The organism is Algoriphagus litoralis (assembly GCF_003259255.1).
GTDB classification, from domain to species: Bacteria; Bacteroidota; Bacteroidia; order Cytophagales; family Cyclobacteriaceae; genus Algoriphagus; species Algoriphagus litoralis.
Window position 1 is genome coordinate 37,402 of record NZ_QGOL01000021.1, and the last position, 17,828, is coordinate 55,229.

At 40.3% G+C, this 17,828-nt stretch carries 16 protein-coding genes; 13 read left to right on the forward strand and 3 right to left on the reverse strand.

The genetic code is table 11. From position 1 onward, the window contains the following. Positions 1-238 precede the first annotated feature (238 nt). From DK188_RS19765 to DK188_RS19815, 12 genes are all read left to right on the forward strand, one after another. Positions 239-3,394 carry a PVC-type heme-binding CxxCH protein gene (locus DK188_RS19765; RefSeq protein WP_111672581.1) on the forward strand — a complete coding sequence of 1,052 codons (3,156 nt, stop codon included), beginning with the start codon at positions 239-241 and terminating at the stop codon, positions 3,392-3,394. Positions 3,395-3,630: 236 nt separating this feature from the next. Beyond that, the gene (locus tag DK188_RS19770; protein WP_111672582.1) at positions 3,631-4,743 is read left to right on the forward strand and encodes an FG-GAP repeat domain-containing protein; all 1,113 of its coding nucleotides are present in this window, start codon (positions 3,631-3,633) and stop codon (positions 4,741-4,743) included. Positions 4,744-4,900: 157 nt separating this feature from the next. Continuing rightward, positions 4,901-5,059 carry a nucleoside hydrolase-like domain-containing protein gene (locus DK188_RS21850; protein WP_394335858.1) on the forward strand — a complete coding sequence of 53 codons (159 nt, stop codon included), beginning with the start codon at positions 4,901-4,903 and terminating at the stop codon, positions 5,057-5,059. A 255-nt stretch (positions 5,060-5,314) separates the two neighbouring features. Then, positions 5,315-5,878 carry a DUF2975 domain-containing protein gene (locus DK188_RS19775; RefSeq protein ID WP_111672583.1) on the forward strand — a complete coding sequence of 188 codons (564 nt, stop codon included), beginning with the start codon at positions 5,315-5,317 and terminating at the stop codon, positions 5,876-5,878. Between the two features lie 11 nt (positions 5,879-5,889). Continuing rightward, a complete protein-coding gene (locus tag DK188_RS19780) occupies positions 5,890-6,426 on the forward strand; it encodes a DUF2975 domain-containing protein (protein ID WP_111672584.1) in 537 nt (178 codons plus the stop codon). Between the two features lie 29 nt (positions 6,427-6,455). Next, on the forward strand, positions 6,456-7,211 hold the full coding sequence (locus DK188_RS19785; RefSeq protein ID WP_157963293.1) for a DUF2975 domain-containing protein: 756 nt from the start codon (positions 6,456-6,458) through the stop codon (positions 7,209-7,211). Positions 7,212-7,214: 3 nt separating this feature from the next. Then, on the forward strand, positions 7,215-7,430 hold the full coding sequence (locus DK188_RS19790) for a helix-turn-helix domain-containing protein (RefSeq protein ID WP_111672586.1): 216 nt from the start codon (positions 7,215-7,217) through the stop codon (positions 7,428-7,430). 238 nt (positions 7,431-7,668) lie between these two features. Further along, positions 7,669-8,298: a YdeI/OmpD-associated family protein gene (locus DK188_RS19795; protein ID WP_111672587.1), complete on the forward strand. Its 630-nt coding sequence runs from the start codon at positions 7,669-7,671 to the stop codon at positions 8,296-8,298. A gap of 150 nt (positions 8,299-8,448) precedes the next feature. Then, complete coding sequence (locus tag DK188_RS19800) at positions 8,449-8,784, forward strand: HopJ type III effector protein (protein ID WP_111672588.1); 336 nt, start codon at positions 8,449-8,451, stop codon at positions 8,782-8,784. 18 nt (positions 8,785-8,802) lie between these two features. After that, positions 8,803-9,645 (forward strand): maleylpyruvate isomerase N-terminal domain-containing protein, encoded by an 843-nt coding sequence (locus DK188_RS19805; RefSeq protein WP_111672589.1) that lies wholly within the window; start codon positions 8,803-8,805, stop codon positions 9,643-9,645. Between the two features lie 222 nt (positions 9,646-9,867). Continuing rightward, entirely contained in the window at positions 9,868-10,917 is a 1,050-nt protein-coding gene (locus tag DK188_RS19810) for a glycosyltransferase family 4 protein (protein WP_111672590.1), read from the forward strand. 1 nt (position 10,918) lies between these two features. Further along, positions 10,919-11,758 (forward strand): FkbM family methyltransferase, encoded by an 840-nt coding sequence (locus tag DK188_RS19815; RefSeq protein ID WP_111672591.1) that lies wholly within the window; start codon positions 10,919-10,921, stop codon positions 11,756-11,758. A 1-nt stretch (position 11,759) separates the two neighbouring features. Here DK188_RS19815 and DK188_RS19820 read toward each other — a convergent pair whose 3' ends face one another. Beyond that, positions 11,760-14,678 carry a PKD domain-containing protein gene (locus DK188_RS19820; RefSeq protein WP_198673055.1) on the reverse strand — a complete coding sequence of 973 codons (2,919 nt, stop codon included), beginning with the start codon at positions 14,676-14,678 and terminating at the stop codon, positions 11,760-11,762. Between the two features lie 504 nt (positions 14,679-15,182). Next, a complete protein-coding gene (locus tag DK188_RS19825) occupies positions 15,183-15,626 on the reverse strand; it encodes a cyclic nucleotide-binding domain-containing protein (protein ID WP_111672593.1) in 444 nt (147 codons plus the stop codon). A 91-nt stretch (positions 15,627-15,717) separates the two neighbouring features. On the opposite strand from DK188_RS19825, the gene DK188_RS19830 reads away from it, so the two are divergent. Further along, complete coding sequence (locus tag DK188_RS19830; protein WP_111672594.1) at positions 15,718-16,365, forward strand: peroxiredoxin; 648 nt, start codon at positions 15,718-15,720, stop codon at positions 16,363-16,365. Between the two features lie 414 nt (positions 16,366-16,779). Here the strand turns inward: DK188_RS19830 and DK188_RS19835 are convergent, their stop codons facing one another. Then, entirely contained in the window at positions 16,780-17,697 is a 918-nt protein-coding gene (locus DK188_RS19835; RefSeq protein WP_111672595.1) for an AraC family transcriptional regulator, read from the reverse strand. Between the last annotated feature and the right edge of the window lie 131 nt (positions 17,698-17,828).

The window sequence follows — 17,828 nt, forward strand, 5'->3', positions numbered from 1 at the left end:
GCATTTATTGCAGGATAGAGCAGGATAGTCCTGTAGAAAATCACACGTTATTAAAATGGTTAAATACCCCATTCGTGTAAAACAATTAAAAAAAAGGATACTACAGGATAGTGTTTTGTAATGAAATAAAATTCAATATAAAATTGTCATATTTAATTAAACAGTCCCATAGAATATATACAAGTATTGAATTACTCCTGCTTTCTCCCTATACTTATTCCAAAATGCAACCCATCCTATGACCCTATTCCAAACTCGCCATTATCTCTCATTTTTTATTGTTTCGCTGTTCATATTTTCAGCCTGTACCAAAGAAAAAACGCTTGAGCTAAGAAAAAACGCTCACATAACCTTAGTCGGAAATAACCTTGGCTCGAGGATGATGGACTACGGATTGTTCGAGACAGAATTGCACCTCCGCTACCCGGATAGTACGCTATTTATCCGAAATCTCAGTGACCCTGGAGACACCCCTGGATTTCGCCCCAGATCCGGCACCAACGATCCTTGGGCATTCCCAGGCGCGGAGGAATTTCAGACCGAATACGCCACCAAGTCAGGAAGTGAAGGATTTCTCGAAAAACCCGATCAATGGCTCAGTAGACTGCAAGCAGACATCGTCATTGGATTTTTTGGATTCAATGAGTCCTTCCAAGGACCCGAAGGTCTGGAAAATTTCAAAGCTGAACTAGATGCCTGGATTCGACATAGCAAAAGCCAACAATACAACGGTAAGTCTGCTCCACAAATCGCCCTAGTTTCCCCAATCGCCTTTGAAGACATCACCGCTATCAAAGATGTTCCCAACGGAAAAAAAGAAAATGAGAACCTTAAACGCTACACAGACGCAATCAGGGAAACCGCAGCAAAGCATGAACTTGTATTTGTGGATGCATTTACAGAAAGCCAGCGCTGGTATGAGCAATCTGATGAGCCACTGACCATTGATGGATCTCAACTGAATGAGGCAGGCTACTCCAAACTTGCCGTTCTTTTGGCTGATAAACTTTTTGGGGAAGAGTCGAGAAAAGCAGCAGGCAATTACGACCTGATTCACCAAGCTGTCATGGAAAAAAACTGGCTTTGGACCAACGATTATAAAATCCCAAATGGAGTCCATGTTTTTGGTCGGAGATATGATCCTTTCGGGCCGGATAATTATCCTTTTGAACTGGAAAAAATCCGCCAGATGACTGCGATCAGGGATACAGCAATCTGGGAAGCCACCACTGGAAAAATCAAAGATCTGATGGCAGCTGACGCGAAAACGAGAGCCTTGCCAGAGGTAGAGACCAACTACAATCCGCAAGCAAACGGCAGCCTGGAATACAAGTATAATGAAGAGGCATTGAAAACGATCAAGGTACCTGATGGATACAAAATTGAGCTTTTTGCCTCAGAAGATCAGTTTCCTGACTTAGCCAATCCAGTACAACTTTCTTTTGACAACAAAGGACGACTATGGGTAGCTACTATGCCGAGCTATCCGCACTACAAGCCCGGAGATCCACGGCCACAGGACAAGCTGATTATTCTAGAGGATACAGATAATGATGGAAAGGCAGACAAACAGACCACATTTTCGGATAATCTTCATATCCCGGTAGGATTTGAAATCGCCCCTGAAGGAGTATATGTCTCCCAAGGAAACAACTTGGTTTTATTGATCGATGACAATGGCGATGATAGAGCGGACCGAAAGGAAATCCTGCTCAGTGGATTTGATGATCATGACACACACCATGCTATTTCGGCATTCACTACTGACGAATCCGGTGCCATCTATATGGCTGAGGGAGTATTTTTGCACACCAATGTGGAAACTTCCTATGGTCCGGTCAGAGCTTCGAACGGAGGCTTTTACCGCTTCGAACCCAAGCGTCACAAGCTGGAGCGGGTGAACCAAGTGAATATTCCCAACCCTTGGGGCATTGCCTTTGACGATTGGGGACAAAATTTCTATGCTGAAACGTCCGGTCCAAATGTAAACTGGATGCTTCCCGGATCTACCCTTCCACGCTATGGAAATGGGAATTTCAAAGGTCCAAACCTGATTGAAAAAGCCCATATGGTGCGTCCAACTTCTGGTTTGGAATTCATCTCCAGCCGTCATTTCCCTGGAGATGTTCAGGGAGATCTGATCATCAACAATACCATCGGATTTCTGGGAACCAAGCAACACCAAGTGATAGAGGACACTGTGGGTTTTGTTACCAAATGGAGACAGGATCTGGTCGTATCTACAGACAGAAACTTCCGCCCGGTAGACATGGAGATTGCGCCGGATGGATCACTATATATCGTGGATTGGCACAACATTCTCATCGGCCACATGCAGCACAATGCCCGAGATCCACTTCGTGATCATGTGCACGGTAGAGTGTATCGAGTGACCTACCCTTCTCGACCTTTGGTCACGCCTGCCAAAATAGATGGAGCTGGCATCACAGAATTATTGGAAAACCTGAAGCTCCCCGAGTACCGGAGCAGATACAGAACACGTCGGGAACTGAGAGGTCGTGATAGCAAAGAAGTAACCGCAGCGGTAGAAAATTGGATTTCTACCTTAGATAAGAATGACCCAAACTACGAGCATCACCGATTAGAAGCACTTTGGGTAACCTGGGGAGCCAATCAGGTCAATCAATCTCTACTCAAAGAACTTTTAAAATCCGCTGATTATCGCGTTCGAGCGGCCGCCACGCGTGTATTACGCTATACCGGCCATCAAGTCACCGATCAGTCAGACTTACTGATGGCCGCTGCCAAAGATCCTCATGGAAGAGTACGAATGGAAGCCATTGCTGCTGCGTCCTGGCTACCAAGAGAAATCGGACTTCCTATTTTAGCCGAAGCTGAAAAGCAGCCTATGGACAAGACATGGCTCCCTGGAACTCTGGAAACTGCAGTTGCCCACTTGAATGGACTATCTGTCACGCAGAAAAAAGAAGAGGACATCAAATCATCACTCACCGGTTCGGACCGGGAGCTTTTTGTCTTGGGTAAGGAAATTTATGCACGGGAAGGATTCTGTAGCACGTGTCATCAGGCAGACGGGGGAGGATTGACTGCTTCCCAATTCCCTCCACTTCGAGGAACTCCCTGGGTGACTGGAAGTCCAGAGCGGCTGATCAAAATTGTGCTGAAAGGAATCATGGGGCCAATCGAAGTAGCCGGACGTGAATATCCCGGACAGGTTCCAATGACTCCTTACGAAGGAATGCTCAACGATTCCGAAATTGCTGCCGTCCTGACTTATGTTAGAAATTCATTTGGCAACCAGGCAAGTCCCATTTCTCCTGAATTGGTCAGACAAGTGCGAGAAGAGGTAAAAGACAAAACCGGTTTCTGGAGTCCTGAGGAATTATTGAAGGCGCATCCGATGGAGAAGTGACGATGTCGGATTTTACGGAAACTTCATCATTCGATGTTCGATATTAAAAAGTTATTGGTTATTAAGTTAATGGTAAGGGAGCGCAAGGAAAACTCATGTTCACCGTTCAGATTTGGATGTTAGGTCATTTGTTTGCAGCGTAATCAGCTTAAAAAAAGCTTACTCCTTGTTCACATGATTGAGGTTCATTTCGACCTCGTAATTCGTAAATCGTACTTCGTAATTAAAGAATCCAAATGAAATTCCCCCTTTTTTTCCTAGCATTTGCCTTTCCTGCGATTTCCTTTTCTCAATCGAAAAACATCAACTTCGAAAAGCAGCTAATTGCCTACGAAAGCTATGAATCGGTGGGAATCATGGATGTAGACAAAGACGGAATCCCGGATTTGGTCTCAGGCAGCTATTGGTACAAAGGACCCAAATTCCTCGATAGGTTTTTGATCGGTCAAGTGAAGCGTTATGGGGAGTATTTTGAGGATTTTGCAACTATCCCCATGGATGTGAATGGAGATGGAAAAATGGATTTCATCACTGGGGGTTGGTTTGAAGGACAGCTTATTTGGAAAGAAAATCCGGGAAATGGCAAGGAATGGACTTCGCATAGCATCGCCGAAACAGGCAATATCGAAACCATCCGAGCCTGGGACATCGATGGAGATGGAACCTTGGAAATCGTCCCCAATAACCCGAGAAAACCCTTGGCTTTCTACAAATGGGTAGCCCCAAATCAATTTGAAAAGTATGAGGTTTTTGAAACCCAAGGTCATGGTTTGGGCTTTGGGGATATCAATGGCGATGGCTGGGGTGACTTGATCAGTTCCTTTGGCTGGTACGAGGCACCACCGGATTTGCGCTATGGAGAGTGGATTTTTCACCCGACGTTCGAATTGGGCGACGTGAGTATTCCGATTATCGTCACAGATTTGAACGGGGACGAAATGAATGACCTCATTGTCGGTAATGGTCATGGTTATGGTCTCTTTTGGATGGAGCAGCATCGCGATGTCGATGGTAAAATCACTTTTTTGAAGCACAATATCGACCCCTACCAAGCCCAATACCATGTGCTGGAGTGGATAGACCTCGACGGAGATGGCAAAAATGAACTGATCACAGGCAAGCGCTACCGTGCACACAACGGCAAAGACCCCGGAGGGAATGATGAAATCGGATTATATTATTTCGAGTGGGACGGAGAATCCTTTGTGAAAAATGTCATCAGCTATGGACCTTTTGGAGAGGGTAAGGGAACAGGTCTCTATTTTTCCACGGGAGATTTAAATGGAGATGGCAAAATCGATATCGCGGTTGCAGGGAAAGATGGCTTGGCGGTATTTTATCAGAAGTAAGCTGATAATTATAATTCTGGGATAGGAGTGGCGCCTTTGCCATTCAAACCCACAGCCTGCAGGATGGACATTATTAATTTAAAGGCTTAATTCATGCTTATACTAATTGAATGTGATTTTTCAAGCCATAGGTTTTCTTTAAATTCTAATTGTTCCCTTGATTGGGTCCACCCAGCAATATTATCCTTACAAACCCCGCATCCTCATCAGCACCGACATCGGAGGCACTGATCCAGATGACAATCAGGGTATGGCGCATCTGCTGATGTTCAGCGATTGGTTTGACATCGAGGGATGGATTTCCGCCCCTTCCTAGGGAAGCGGAAGTACCGCTGAGATTTTGCGGAAGATTGATTTTTTGGAATTCGAGGGTTTGGAAAGAACCCAGAAACACATTTTTTCAATACCGATTAAAGACTTCTTCCATTTGGAATAAATGACTTTGGGTTACCCAAGTTGCTAGACAGTCCAATTTCAGGGAAAGAAAAAAATTCAAATATTTTTTTTCAATACTTTTTTATTGTTTTTCAATAAATATTTACCGAGGTTTGAGACATCAAATTCAAACACTATGAATATTTTGAAATCTCATTGGAAAGAAAAATGGGTAAATCAACCCGCACTCATGCTGATTACTATAGTCATCTGGGCAATCTTTATTGGTCTCTGCATCCAGGCAGGCGCGCTATTATTCACGTTTATCTACAGCTTATTTAATCCAATTGTATCCCAGGATCTCTTCGAAGGACTCAATCTCTCTGCATTGCGTGAGCAAAACACTTGGTACTATTGTGGGGTGATTTCTGCGGTTTTATATATCCTAGGTATGGAAATCTATCTTTTTTACCTGATGATCCGGATTTTTCTCAAAATCAATTTGGTGCATCCATTCAGCCAAGAGATCTCCAAACTAATCTCAGCAATCAGCTTTACTGCATTCCAAGTAGGGGTTGGGATTATTTTCGCTACTGCTTGGTTTAGGTGGATGGAAAAAAGAGAATACGATCTGGACCAAATTTACAGCCTGATGGGCGGTGGATCAGAGTATCTCCTGATGGCAGCCATACTGGTGGCAATCAGCCAAGTCTTCAAGAGAGGAGTAGAATTGCAAGCTGAAAGTGAATTGACGGTATAATCTTCCTGCCCATGTCTCCTAAAACCAAACTCGTCCTCAATTTCCTCCATGTCATTACTTGGATCATCTTTATCGCACTGTGCTATCAAGCAGGGGCTTTGATGTTCAACTATGCTTTCATGCAGTTTCGTGTGTTTCCGGTAGAAAACCTGTACCTGATTTTGGATCTTTCCGAGCTTTTTGTTCAAAATGAGTTTCTCTTTGGCCTCTTATTCAGCTTAGCCATTGGATTGACTGCCTTGAAAGCCTACTCCTTCTATTTAATCACTAAGATTTTTGAGTATTTGAACTTACACAAGCCCTTCAGTGAGGAGATTTCCAACCTGATTTCCAAGATCAGCCTCTACATTTTTGCTATCGGTATCCTAGGGGCGATCGCAAATGGAATTAATAAGGAATTGGCTAAACAGGGCTATCCTGTAGAAAACACCTGGGAATATTGGAATGATTATGCTGCATTTCTGATGATGGCTGCAGTCATTTTTGTGATCGCTCAGGTTTTCAAAAAAGGTTTGGAGATACAGTCTGAGAATGATCTAACAGTCTAATCAATCGCTGCATTTATAAAATAATAATGATGAAAACTACAAAGATATTGCTTTGGATTACTTACCTCAGTTTTGGTTTAACAATCATTGCCTTAGGCATTTTAGGCGCATTTTTTTCTCGAACGGGATTCCCTTCACAAGAAGACGAGAGCCAAAATCTAGAAGGTGTAGTTTCTAAAAGTACAACGAGTAAGTTTGAACTACCTATGAACCTAAATGTAGAATACTATTTTCGAATCAAAGAAGGTGAATTATTGGTAGACAGCTATTTTTTAAAAATTCAGAAGAAATTCCTAACTGATTCAGAATTAGTCGGCGTCTCGGAGAGGGATGAAGATTATCCGGTTTTGGTAGCAGGTAATCTTTATAAAATACCAGACGCAGACAGTTATTGGTATTTTTCAATTCCCTATTCAAGTATCAAGGCAGCACTAACAATTGGAAAGATTTACATCTTTTTGGCAGTATTAACTATAGTATTAGCATTTTTTATAACAATCAGATTTCTGCAAAACTGCGATAAAGGAATGTTCTTTGTCAAAGCTAATGTCACCTATATCAGAATCATAGCTTATCTCGCTATTGGATTCAGCCTAATCGACTATGCAGCTCAATGGCTAGTCTTTAAAAGATTAAACAATAGCTTTAGCGAATTTCCAATCAATATTGACTCTGCCTTGGACTTCAATTGGACGTACCTAATCGCTTCTCTTTTTTTATTATTAATCATCCAGGCCTTTTCTGAAGGTATAAAACTAAAAGAGGAACAATCCTTAACCATCTAAATCATGCCCATAATAGTCAATTTAGATGTCATGATGGCCAAGCGGAAAATGTCCCTCAATGAACTCTCCGAGAAGGTGGACATCACGCTTTCCAATCTATCTATCCTGAAGACTGGAAAAGCAAAAGCGATGAGGTTTAGCACGCTGGAATCCATCTGCAAAGCTTTGGATTGTCAGCCGGGGGATATTTTGGAGTTTAGGGAGGAGGTGTCAGGCTGAGCGGCGTCGAAGCCAAACGCTTTCGATATACGCTACTCTCGTAGCTCCAGTGCTCAGGCTGACATGCAGCTCCCCTATCGCGAACTTCGATATTCAACATTCGGCGTTCGATATTCGACATTATTAAATTTCGAATGTCGAACATCGAATAATGAAGAAAGTAAGACTAAACCTTTAACTAGTTGATCATTAACCCTTAACTTTTTAACTCAGAAGATTAAACATCGAATTTCGAATAATGAACCCAACCAATCCCCAAGTCGACCGATTTCTCCTCGAAGGATGCATGCGTTGTTCCAAAGGAGCCACCCCAGACTGCAAGGTCCACCGATGGACTGCGATTCTGGAAAAGCTAAGGCAGCACCTCCTAAGGTCCAACCTGGCAGAAGATCGTAAGTGGGGAGTGCCCGTATACACCCTTTCAGGAAAAAATGTAATCCTACTGGGTGTCTTCAACGATTCCTGCGTGATGAGTTTTATCAAAGGAAGTCTGATGAAAGACCCGGAAGGTATTCTTGAGCTTCCCGGACCTAATTCCCATGAGGGAAGGATTATTCGATTTACGAAAATAGAGGATCTGGAAAAGGTGGAAGCACTCCTCCCTCAGTATATCCAAGAAGCGATAGAAATCGAAAAATCCGGTAAAAAATCGGAAGTTCCGATACGGGGTGGAATGGAAATACCCGAAGAACTTACCCAAAAATTTGAAGAGCATGAAGGTCTTGAAAAAGCATTTTTCACCCTCACCCCCGGCAGGCAGCGTGGATACCTGATCCATTTCACCGGAGCCAAGCAAGCAGCCACCCGACTAAGTAGAATTGAAAAATGCGTAGCGAAAATTATGGTAGGGAAAGGGATAATGGACTGATCAATAACCAATTATCAATGGACAATGACCAATTTACAATGGACAATGAGCAATGGACAAAGGTCTTTGATGGGTATCCTTGAAAATTGATAATTGAGTTTGACCATTGATCATTACTACTGTTCTATCTTGCACAAAATTTAAAGAAACATGACCCTTTTGGATAAAATCCACCAGTCTCCCGAATCAATTTCCTTCTCGGAAGTCATTGCCTATATCGATGCGAATTTCGACTTCACTCCTACCCGATTTGTCAATGGAGCTGCGGTCAACGAAGCCGGACAGAACAATGGCAGCTGCAAAATTTTCGCTTTTGCGCAACTTAATAATCTTAATGAAAACCAAACCTTGGCGCTATTTGGCGACTATTATCGAGTCGATGTGCTCGGTAATCCTACCGGATCTGACCATCAGAATATCCGCAACTTTATGCAGTCGGGTCGGGCAGGAATAGTTTTTGAAGGTTCGGCCTTGAGCAGGAAATAAATTTACTATCCATTCCATATGAATGCTCCCATCCCAATTCCCACGCTTCACCTTTTTCAGGTTTTGGATCAAAAACTTTTGGAATTGCTAAAATCCTTAAGTCCAGCCGAATGGGAATCGCAGACTGTGGCAAAACTTTGGAAGGTAAAAGATGTGGCGGCACATCTGCTGGATGGAAACCTCAGAACGCTCTCCATGTCTCGTGATCGGTATTTTGGTGAAAAAGCCGATAACGTACAATCCTATGATGACCTAATTTGCTATCTCAATGAGCTCAATCGAAGTTGGGTTCAGGCCATGAAGCGAGTAAGCCCAACAGTACTAATTGATCTTTTGGAATCCAGCGGAAAGGAATACATTTCACATCTTGAAACATTACCTCCTTTTGAAAATGCGCTCTTTTCAGTAGCCTGGGCGGGTCAGCAGACCTCTCCCAACTGGTTTCACATCGCTAGAGAATACACCGAGAAATTTCTACATCAACAACAGATCCGGGATGCAGTAAATAAACCCGGAATCATGACATCTGAGCTCTTCGGTACATTTATGGAAGTAGTTATCCAGGCTTTTCCTTACACTTTCCAAAAAATGGAAGCTAAAAATGGAACCGTAGTTTCCCTTGAAATTACCACAGAAATCGGAGGAATTTGGAGCATTATTCAAGCTGAAGATTCTTGGAAACTGATCAAAAATCCAAGTTCTAATCCCTCGGCGAAGGTGAGCATGGATCCAAATACAGCTTGGAAGCTCATCTCCAAAAGTTGGAAACCAGAAGATGTCAAGAATTTGATAACCATTTCAGGAGATCCGAACCTAGGCATGAAGGTCCTTGAAATCACCAGTTTTATGGTTTTGAACTAATACTTGAAAAAACTTAAATATTTGAAAACAACCTATATAAAATTAGAAAAATATAATGAAGCGGATTGTATTTCTTTACGGAGATTTTCTGACTTATATCTTTCATTCTTGAAAAATAATTTCTATCTCAGACCCCTTTTCAGATTATACGCAAGCTTAGATTTTTAAAATAAGTAGGAAAAAAACTGAATTTATAATAATTATAGATCATTAATATTCAAGATGAAAAAAAAGCTTTTGTATATCACACCATCTTTTCAATCATTTGTGAAAACTGATTTGAATATTTTGCAAAAGTATTTCGAATTGAAATTAAACCATTACCCTTGGCAACATAAGAGTTTAGCTCCTCTTTTTTTTATTTTACAATTCTTGACACTCCTTCCTAAAGTCTACAAATCCAACTTTGTAATTGTTAATTTTGGGGGTTATTGGGCATTTTGGCCAATTTTCTTTGCTAAACTTTTCCAAAAAAAATCTGCAATTATCGTTCATGGAACGGATTGCGCTGCTATCCCTGAAATAAATTATGGGAGTTTGAGAATTCCTACTTTAAAAAAAATCTGCGGATGGGCCTATTCCAAAACCGATTTAATCCTTCCGGTAAGCGATTCCCTAATCAAAATCGAATTAAAATTTGATCCCGAAATCATCAATTCCAAACAAGGAATTAAGGAACATTACCCTAATTTAAATTCTTCATTCAAGGTAATTTATAACGGTCTAGATGAAAATTTCTGGAAAGATTCCAATTCAATAGAGAAAGAAAAAAACAGCTTCCTCAGCGTAATGTCAGAATCACAATTTAAATTAAAGGGAGGGGATTTAATTGTTGATCTTGCAAGAATATTTCCATTTTGCCAGTTTTATTTTGCTGGAATTAATTCCATCGATGTTGAAGAAAGTGTCCCACCAAATGTTCATTTTTTAGGAAAGCTAAATCCAAAGCAGCTTCTTGAAAAATACCAACAATCAGAATTTTATTTCCAACTATCAAGTTTTGAAGGCTTTGGATGTGCTTTGGCAGAAGCTATGCTTTGCGGCTGTATCCCAATAGGATCTTCATCCAATCACATCCCGTCAATAATTGGAGATTCTGGGTTTATATTGCAAAAAAAAGACATAAACTTGGCTACTTCTCTCCTTAAAAGCTTGCTATTGATTGAGCAAAAACAAATTTTGGCTAAAAAAGCTAGAACCCAAATTATTAATAATTATAGTTTAGAAATCAGAGAGAAGCACTTGATTTCAGTAATATCGAATCTCCTCTGACATGGAAAAGTTTTTAAGCCGAATTTCTCGGAATTTATATATCGTACCCGGCGGGTATTTCATCTCCAAATTTCTCCGAATTTTTTTTCCATCAAACTCCAATATAGACCCCTGGAGAACAATTACCTTCCGTGGAATCAGAATGAAGGTGGATATTTCTAAACAAATGGGTAAGGCGATTTATTGGAGAGGGGCGCATGATTGGGCACCAATTTTCACATTGGAAAAGAACCTTAAATCTGGAGACACTTTCATTGATGTAGGAGCTAATCAAGGTGAATACTCCCTTTGGGCAGGAAGAAAAGTTGGAAATTCAGGAAGGGTCATTTCCTTTGAACCGATGAAAGATTTATTCACTCAACTCAAAGAAAATTTTGATTTAAACCAGAATCTTAAAAAAGTATTTACTCCTGTTCAAATCGGCCTTAGTAATGAATCAGGAGAATTAGTTCTCTACACAAAACCTGGGCTAAATGAAGGTACCAATACAATTTTCGGCTCAGATGAATTCACAATTCCCCTTGGAAAAATAAAATTAGAAACCCTAGATTCTCAAGTGAATCATCTTGGCATCCAAAAACTCAATATGATGAAAATTGATGTGGAGGGTGCGGAACTCCAAGTTCTTAAAGGTGGCGAAGAAACTTTAAAAAAATTCAAGCCAAAATTACTTATAGAAATAAATAAGGATGCATGTAAATCTGGAGGGTATGAAGCTGAGGATATTCTAAACTTTCTTACTCAGTTTGGTTATACTTTTTATAAAATTGGGCTCAGAGGTAAACTAAGTCCCATTACCCATTTACCTGAGTTTTGTAATATTTTAGCAGTGAAAATTTAAATTACCTAAACAATATGAAAGAGCCAGTTTCAACTACTGATTGAGTTGGGCTTGTCCAGTACTCAACTCGATATATATAAGTTCCTCCAGATGCTTTAATTCCTCTATAACTACCATCCCAACCTTGATCCGATGGAGAATCCGTATAATACACCAACTCTCCCCAGCGATCAAAAATCCAAAACCTAAGGGAATCCACCTGTCTTAAAACTGGAAAAAAATAATCGTTCTCTCCATTTTGGTCAGGTGTAAATGCATCAGGAACTCTCAAAGCAGCCCCTCCTACTTCAATAGTATGTCTATATTCCTGAATACAACCGTCGCTGGAACTAACGGTAAGTAAAACAACATAGGTGCCTGGTTTATCGTAGACGTATTGTGGTTCAAACTCGGAACTAACTCCGCCGTCTCCAAAATCCCAAACAAAATCCAACAATCCGCTTCCTTTTGAAAAATTTTTAAAACTAATTAGCTCTCCAATTAAAACGGGTTCGCCAAATGGAGTCGAGGTACTCTCCCAATCAAATTTTCCCTCCAAAAAGGATAACTCTGAGGAATCAATTGTTAAATCCGAGGTCTGAATACAGCCGGAATTATTTTGGACACTAACTTGATATTCTCCTGCACCAACCTCGTCAAATTCAAATAGTCCGGCGGCTAGGCCTTGTTTAGTCAAATTGAACGACAACCCATCAGCAGTTGTTCCTTCGATGATAAGACTGAAAGTGTCATCAAGATCGGATTCAATTAAAATGGAAAGACTAAAATCAGAAACAGGCAGACAGTTACTTCCGTCTCCCATTTTCTGTACTTCAATGTTAAAAGTCGTCGAAGGGTTAACTTCAAATTCCAATTCTCTTTGACACCCAAGTTCATTAAGTACAATTACTTTATGCTTTCCAACAGCAAACTCTCGACTTGATTCTTGAACAAAGCCATTCCCATCCAAATAATCAAAACTTAATTGAACACCTTGGTCGATTGCATTAAATTTCACCAATCGTAGACCAGAATCAGTTCCACATTCTGCCTCTTCAACCTCCACATTGATTTCAATATTTGCTGATTGAAGTCTAAATTCCTTTGGACAATTTGGGTAATTAGGTTGGATAGCAAAATATAACAAGTTTGGACTATATGGAAGTTCATCTAAATACTCAATTGTTGATTCAGTAATTGGAAAACTATTAAAAAAACGAGTTTCAGATGGAAACCAATTATTAAGTTCAGAGATCCCCACATTTGTATTGGGTTCAAAGTGACAAAGAGTTAGTAGCGAACTAGTTTCATCGTATCCACATTCTTGCTTTAAATATTCACCTGCTGAAACCAATAATTCCAACGGTCCAAAAATTGGGGAATCTAAACAATTCCCTCCTTCATTTTCTCCAATTTTCAAAGAAGCTGTAGTTAATGGGCTTCCTGATATACTATTAAATCCTGTAATACTTCCATTCAGGACAAAAGAACCACCACAGGAAAACAACAAGATATCGCATTGGCCAGTCACTCTTACTTTATAAGTGATCTTGGCCAGGACTTCATCAATTGAAGATGGAATGGGCAAATCTCCTAATTCCCAACTTAAAATTCCATTATTGAAAACTGGAGCTCGTCCGTTAGGGTTAGAAAAAAAATATTCACTTTCTTCACTTATAAATTCCAGCCCATCTGGAATATCCAATTTAAGAATTGCATTTTCAATAGGAATATCACCTTTGTTTCGAATTTCAACCACCAAATCAATTTCTTCCAGTGGTTCAATTTCAGAAAGATCTGCACCTGAATCAGTGACTGGAAAATGAAAACCTTCAACTAATGGTCTATTTGTTTCGACTGCAGTTACAATAGTATATATAACATAGGCATCACCATCTGTACCATATCTAAACAAAGTACTTGTTTGATCATTCTTTAAGATTTCGTTGTTGGCATTTGGAATATCAAACACCGAAATATCCATCCCTGTATTATTTTTTAACTCAGGGTTTCTCGAATTTCCTCCTGTGGAGATACTAGAATTAAAAAAATTATCCTCTGAATTGTTTAAGTGAGAAAGTCTAACAAACTCACCAGAACCAACACCCTTTTCGATCTCAAAATAATCTCCGGTTGCTCCAACATCCCCTTCTCCTGCTGAAAATCCCAACTTCATCCTCACTGGACCCGAGTCAACTGTAGCAAATCCTGAAATTGGGATAGTATAGTCTGCAACAACACTTCCTCTTACAAATGCGTATCCATCAAAAACAGTTATACTTCTATTCTGCATAGCTGGATTTTCATATACGACCACCATTGACCAGCCTCCATAATGATAGTTTGTTCCTTCTATTGCTGCCAGATCCGCAACAGTATATTCTCCCTGCCCATTATTTTTAACAAAATCTGTAACTTCAACAAACCCAACAAATAAGCCCAGATCATTGGGCAAATCTAAACCGTAAGTGTATCGAATTGCATTTTCATTTGCTGTAAAAACTTGGGAAGATCCTGATGGTCCCTTCAACAAAACTTGTTTCCTATTTAATTTTTTATTAGTAAAACCATTAGTTGTTACCTCAAACTCATCACTAACTGGCCCTCTTCCCGACCAATATAACCCAGCAAATAAAATTTGAGAACAATTCGGATCAGCTCCATTTTCCTTAGAAAAATTCAAAGTTGCGGATGAGGAATTGATGGTATTTGGATCTCCATCTACATCTACATAGATGAGCATATTATCATTCATGAGAAAATCTGAATAATTCTCCAGAGTTAGGTTAGTGTTTCCAATCAATGCAAAATCACCCTGAATATCATAAGTTTTCCTGGTGGGATTATTTTGAGAGGCTCGTTCTACAAAAGGAACACGAACCTGACCCAGAAGGTCAGATGAGAAAAAAAAGAAAATCAGAAGGCAAAAAATAAGTTGCATTGCCCTCGAAATGCAAAAATAGTATGGATTCAAAGTCATAATAAGCACACTCTTAAACTTCTTCAAATATCAAACTTATCCAAGAAAAAAGTAGTAATATTAAAAAATCTTTTTTGTCACTATATATGCTATTATTTAATGTGGAACCACACGCAATCTGGTCAGTAAAAAATGCTTTCAACCTTTTAAATTTATTTGATAGTTTTCAAAACCCTCATTAACAGAGGGTTATGTTTAAATTTTTTAGTTTTAAAATCCATGGTTAAATAAATAAAACCTTCTTGCACTTTACAACTCCTATCAATTCTACCTCCAACTTTTCACTTCGGAGGGATTTCCAAATGCGCTTGGAGAAGCCATGCCAGCGGCTGTATCCCAATTGGTTCTGCTGTCGGAGCCATCCCGGAAATCATTGAAAGTACAGGATTGATTTTGGGCCGTAAAGAAATCAAGGACTTAGAAGTGATGATTCAGGGCTTTAACCTTTCCAAATTCCGTGAATTTTCAGCAGCTGCTTCGCTGAGAATCCAGCACGAATTCAATTTTGAGCAGCGAAAAATAAAATTGCTGGCGGCGCTTGCGCTGGCTTAGGCGATCAATTTGATGTTCTAGTTTTTTGAGCATTTGGGTGATCACTTCCCGGCTCGAATTAAGCTCCTGAGCGATCTGCAGATGGGTTTTGTGCACGATGGCGATGTGGCTGACTGCTGCATTTTTCTCCAGATATTCAATCACTCGCTCATCCATCCGGTGAAAAGCGATGCCGTCCACCACTTTAAGCAATTCCTCGAATCGAACTTGATGGGTATCCTTTTCAAAGCTATACCGAACTTTATACTTCGGAATCCATAGGTCAAGGATCAAAATAGGAACAATAATTACTTTTGATTTTTGCTGGGCTTTGATTTTTGAGTTGCCAGAGGCTTCAGATTGGTTAAATCTGCACATTAGCTTAGGATGTGAGTTAAGTCACCAGTGAATGATTTTTCTGTAGGTAGTTTTGGTTTATCAGATTGCAAAAAAGATAAATAACTATAGCATGGAAGAGCAACACGTACCATTGCCAAGAATCGGAGACATGGCTCCTGACTTTGCAGCAATGACGACCACCGGAAAAATGCAGTTTTCCGAATACATCAAGGGGAAATGGACAATTCTCTTTTCACACCCTGCGGACTTTACGCCAGTGTGTACTACGGAGATGAGTGGCTTTGCTTTAGATCAGAGTTTCTTCGATGCACATGACACCAAATTGGTGGGCTTGAGTATCGACTCTATCCACTCTCACATCGCTTGGGTGAATAATGTGAAGAAAAACACTGGAGTACTGTTTGAGTTTCCGATCATCGCTGACATCGACATGAAAGTATCCAAGCTGTACGGGATGCTGCAGCCTGGAGAAAGTGAAACTGCCGCTGTGCGTGCGGTATTCTTCATCGACCCGGCTGGCAAAATCAGACTGATCATGTACTACCCGCTGAATGTGGGGCGGAATATGGAAGAAATCAAACGTGCATTGCTGGCACTACAAACTGCCGATAAATACAAAGTGGCCATGCCGCTAAACTGGAAACCGGGAGAGAAAGTGATCGTGCCTCCACCAAAAACTGTAGAAGAAATGCTCGCGCGCGAAGCCAGCGATTATGAGATGGTTGACTTCTATTTAGCTAAAAAAGAGCTCGTTTAGTAAAAATTTTGGATTAAGGGCTAATTAGATGGGAAAGCCTTTTCGAAATTTTCGGGAAGGTTTTTTTGTTTTTGACCTCAAATTCAGAATCTTTTGGAAATCGATTTCATTTGAGCTTTGAAACCTGTTTTTCCATTTTTCACACAATTATTAACAAAAAGACAACTTTTTTAAACCAGTTTTTCAACTTTTGACAAAAATCAAAATACGACAGGCAAAAAATAAGGGAGCCTTTTTGAAAATTGGCTCCCTATCAGGGTTTATTGTCAATGGATTAAAACCATATAAACTTTGGCAAAGCACTGGGTTGAGCAATTATTCTGTTTGCTAAAGTTTCTTAAACGTATTAAAACCAAACAAACAATCAAAATTTCAGATGAAAATTTTTGAAATATTTTTCTAGGTCGAATGTGCTTAGCTTTTGGAAAACACCTTTGGCGTACAACCAAACTCTTGCTTGAAGGCACGGATAAAGTACGTGTTGTTATTGAAGCCCGACATTGCACTCACTTCCTGAATCTGGAAATCCCCCTGTTGCAAATACTTGCTTGCAAGCTTAAGTCTTTCCTTAAGTACATACTCCATGGGTGTCAGCCCTAGTTCCTGCTTGAATGTTCTTAAAAAATGAGCCTTACTAAGACAAGCCTCACCGGCTAGATCTTCCAGTTGAAGATTTTCCCGAATGTTTTCTTTGATATACTGCACCACTCTCGCAAGCCTATTGCCGCCAGAAAGTTCTTTATAGGTCTTTTCCAGCATGTCTCTCGCCTGGGTTTGACTCAACCTAATCAGCAGTTCTTTCAGCGCCAGCGAAGCAATCAAATCCTTCTCACGGGAGCGCTCTTTAATTCCTATGCGGATAAATCGATTGATGATCTCCGAAAGGTCTTGTGTATTTATCAAGTGAAAGTAAGTGAGGTCAAGGCCCCATTCTTGTGTCAGTACCTTGTCTGAAAATGTCTCATTGAGCAGATTGAATGTGTTTTCGATCATTTCCTTGGAGATCGACAGCGCAATGCATTGCGTCGGATTATCCAATTCTGCCTCAGGAAAGTCTATCTTCATCAGCTCGTTGGGTGGCACGATTACCGACTCACCGGGCAAATAGTCAAATCCGGGCTTGTCAAAGAGATGCATGACTTTTTTGCCCTTCAGCATTGTCGTCAGCACCAGATCACCAAAGACCAAATTGATGTCCTTCGCCTGCTGATGCGTCTCAAAAATATTCAGCTCGCAATTATCTAAAGTATATGTGGTCCTGTTTTCTACTAGGGTTTTGAGGTCTGCGCTTTTTCTCCAAGGTAAATTGGAACTGAAATTATTTTGGGTCATACAGAAAAATACCAATTATTTAATATTTAAAAAAAACCAAAGGGATTATTTAACAGGTTTTCAGCTTTATCAAAAAATGAGAAAAGCAATCCAGGTGGATTGAATGCGACTCTGGTGGAATTTTTTCTGGT

Excerpts from the sequence above, each read along its gene's own strand:
- DK188_RS19810 (WP_111672590.1), top strand. The coding sequence starts at position 9,868 with ATGAAAAAAAAGCTTTTGTATATCACACCATCTTTTCAATCATTTGTG.
- DK188_RS19780 (WP_111672584.1), top strand. The coding sequence starts at position 5,890 with ATGTCTCCTAAAACCAAACTCGTCCTCAATTTCCTCCATGTCATTACT.
- DK188_RS19835 (WP_111672595.1), bottom strand. The coding sequence starts at position 17,697 with ATGACCCAAAATAATTTCAGTTCCAATTTACCTTGGAGAAAAAGCGCA.
- DK188_RS19790 (WP_111672586.1), top strand. The coding sequence starts at position 7,215 with ATGCCCATAATAGTCAATTTAGATGTCATGATGGCCAAGCGGAAAATG.
- DK188_RS19815 (WP_111672591.1), top strand. The coding sequence starts at position 10,919 with ATGGAAAAGTTTTTAAGCCGAATTTCTCGGAATTTATATATCGTACCC.
- DK188_RS19795 (WP_111672587.1), top strand. The coding sequence starts at position 7,669 with ATGAACCCAACCAATCCCCAAGTCGACCGATTTCTCCTCGAAGGATGC.
- DK188_RS19820 (WP_198673055.1), bottom strand. The coding sequence starts at position 14,678 with ATGCAACTTATTTTTTGCCTTCTGATTTTCTTTTTTTTCTCATCTGAC.
- DK188_RS19800 (WP_111672588.1), top strand. The coding sequence starts at position 8,449 with ATGACCCTTTTGGATAAAATCCACCAGTCTCCCGAATCAATTTCCTTC.
- DK188_RS19785 (WP_157963293.1), top strand. The coding sequence starts at position 6,456 with ATGAAAACTACAAAGATATTGCTTTGGATTACTTACCTCAGTTTTGGT.
- DK188_RS19770 (WP_111672582.1), top strand. The coding sequence starts at position 3,631 with ATGAAATTCCCCCTTTTTTTCCTAGCATTTGCCTTTCCTGCGATTTCC.
- DK188_RS19775 (WP_111672583.1), top strand. The coding sequence starts at position 5,315 with ATGAATATTTTGAAATCTCATTGGAAAGAAAAATGGGTAAATCAACCC.
- DK188_RS19830 (WP_111672594.1), top strand. The coding sequence starts at position 15,718 with ATGGAAGAGCAACACGTACCATTGCCAAGAATCGGAGACATGGCTCCT.
- DK188_RS19805 (WP_111672589.1), top strand. The coding sequence starts at position 8,803 with ATGAATGCTCCCATCCCAATTCCCACGCTTCACCTTTTTCAGGTTTTG.
- DK188_RS19825 (WP_111672593.1), bottom strand. The coding sequence starts at position 15,626 with ATGTGCAGATTTAACCAATCTGAAGCCTCTGGCAACTCAAAAATCAAA.
- DK188_RS19765 (WP_111672581.1), top strand. The coding sequence starts at position 239 with ATGACCCTATTCCAAACTCGCCATTATCTCTCATTTTTTATTGTTTCG.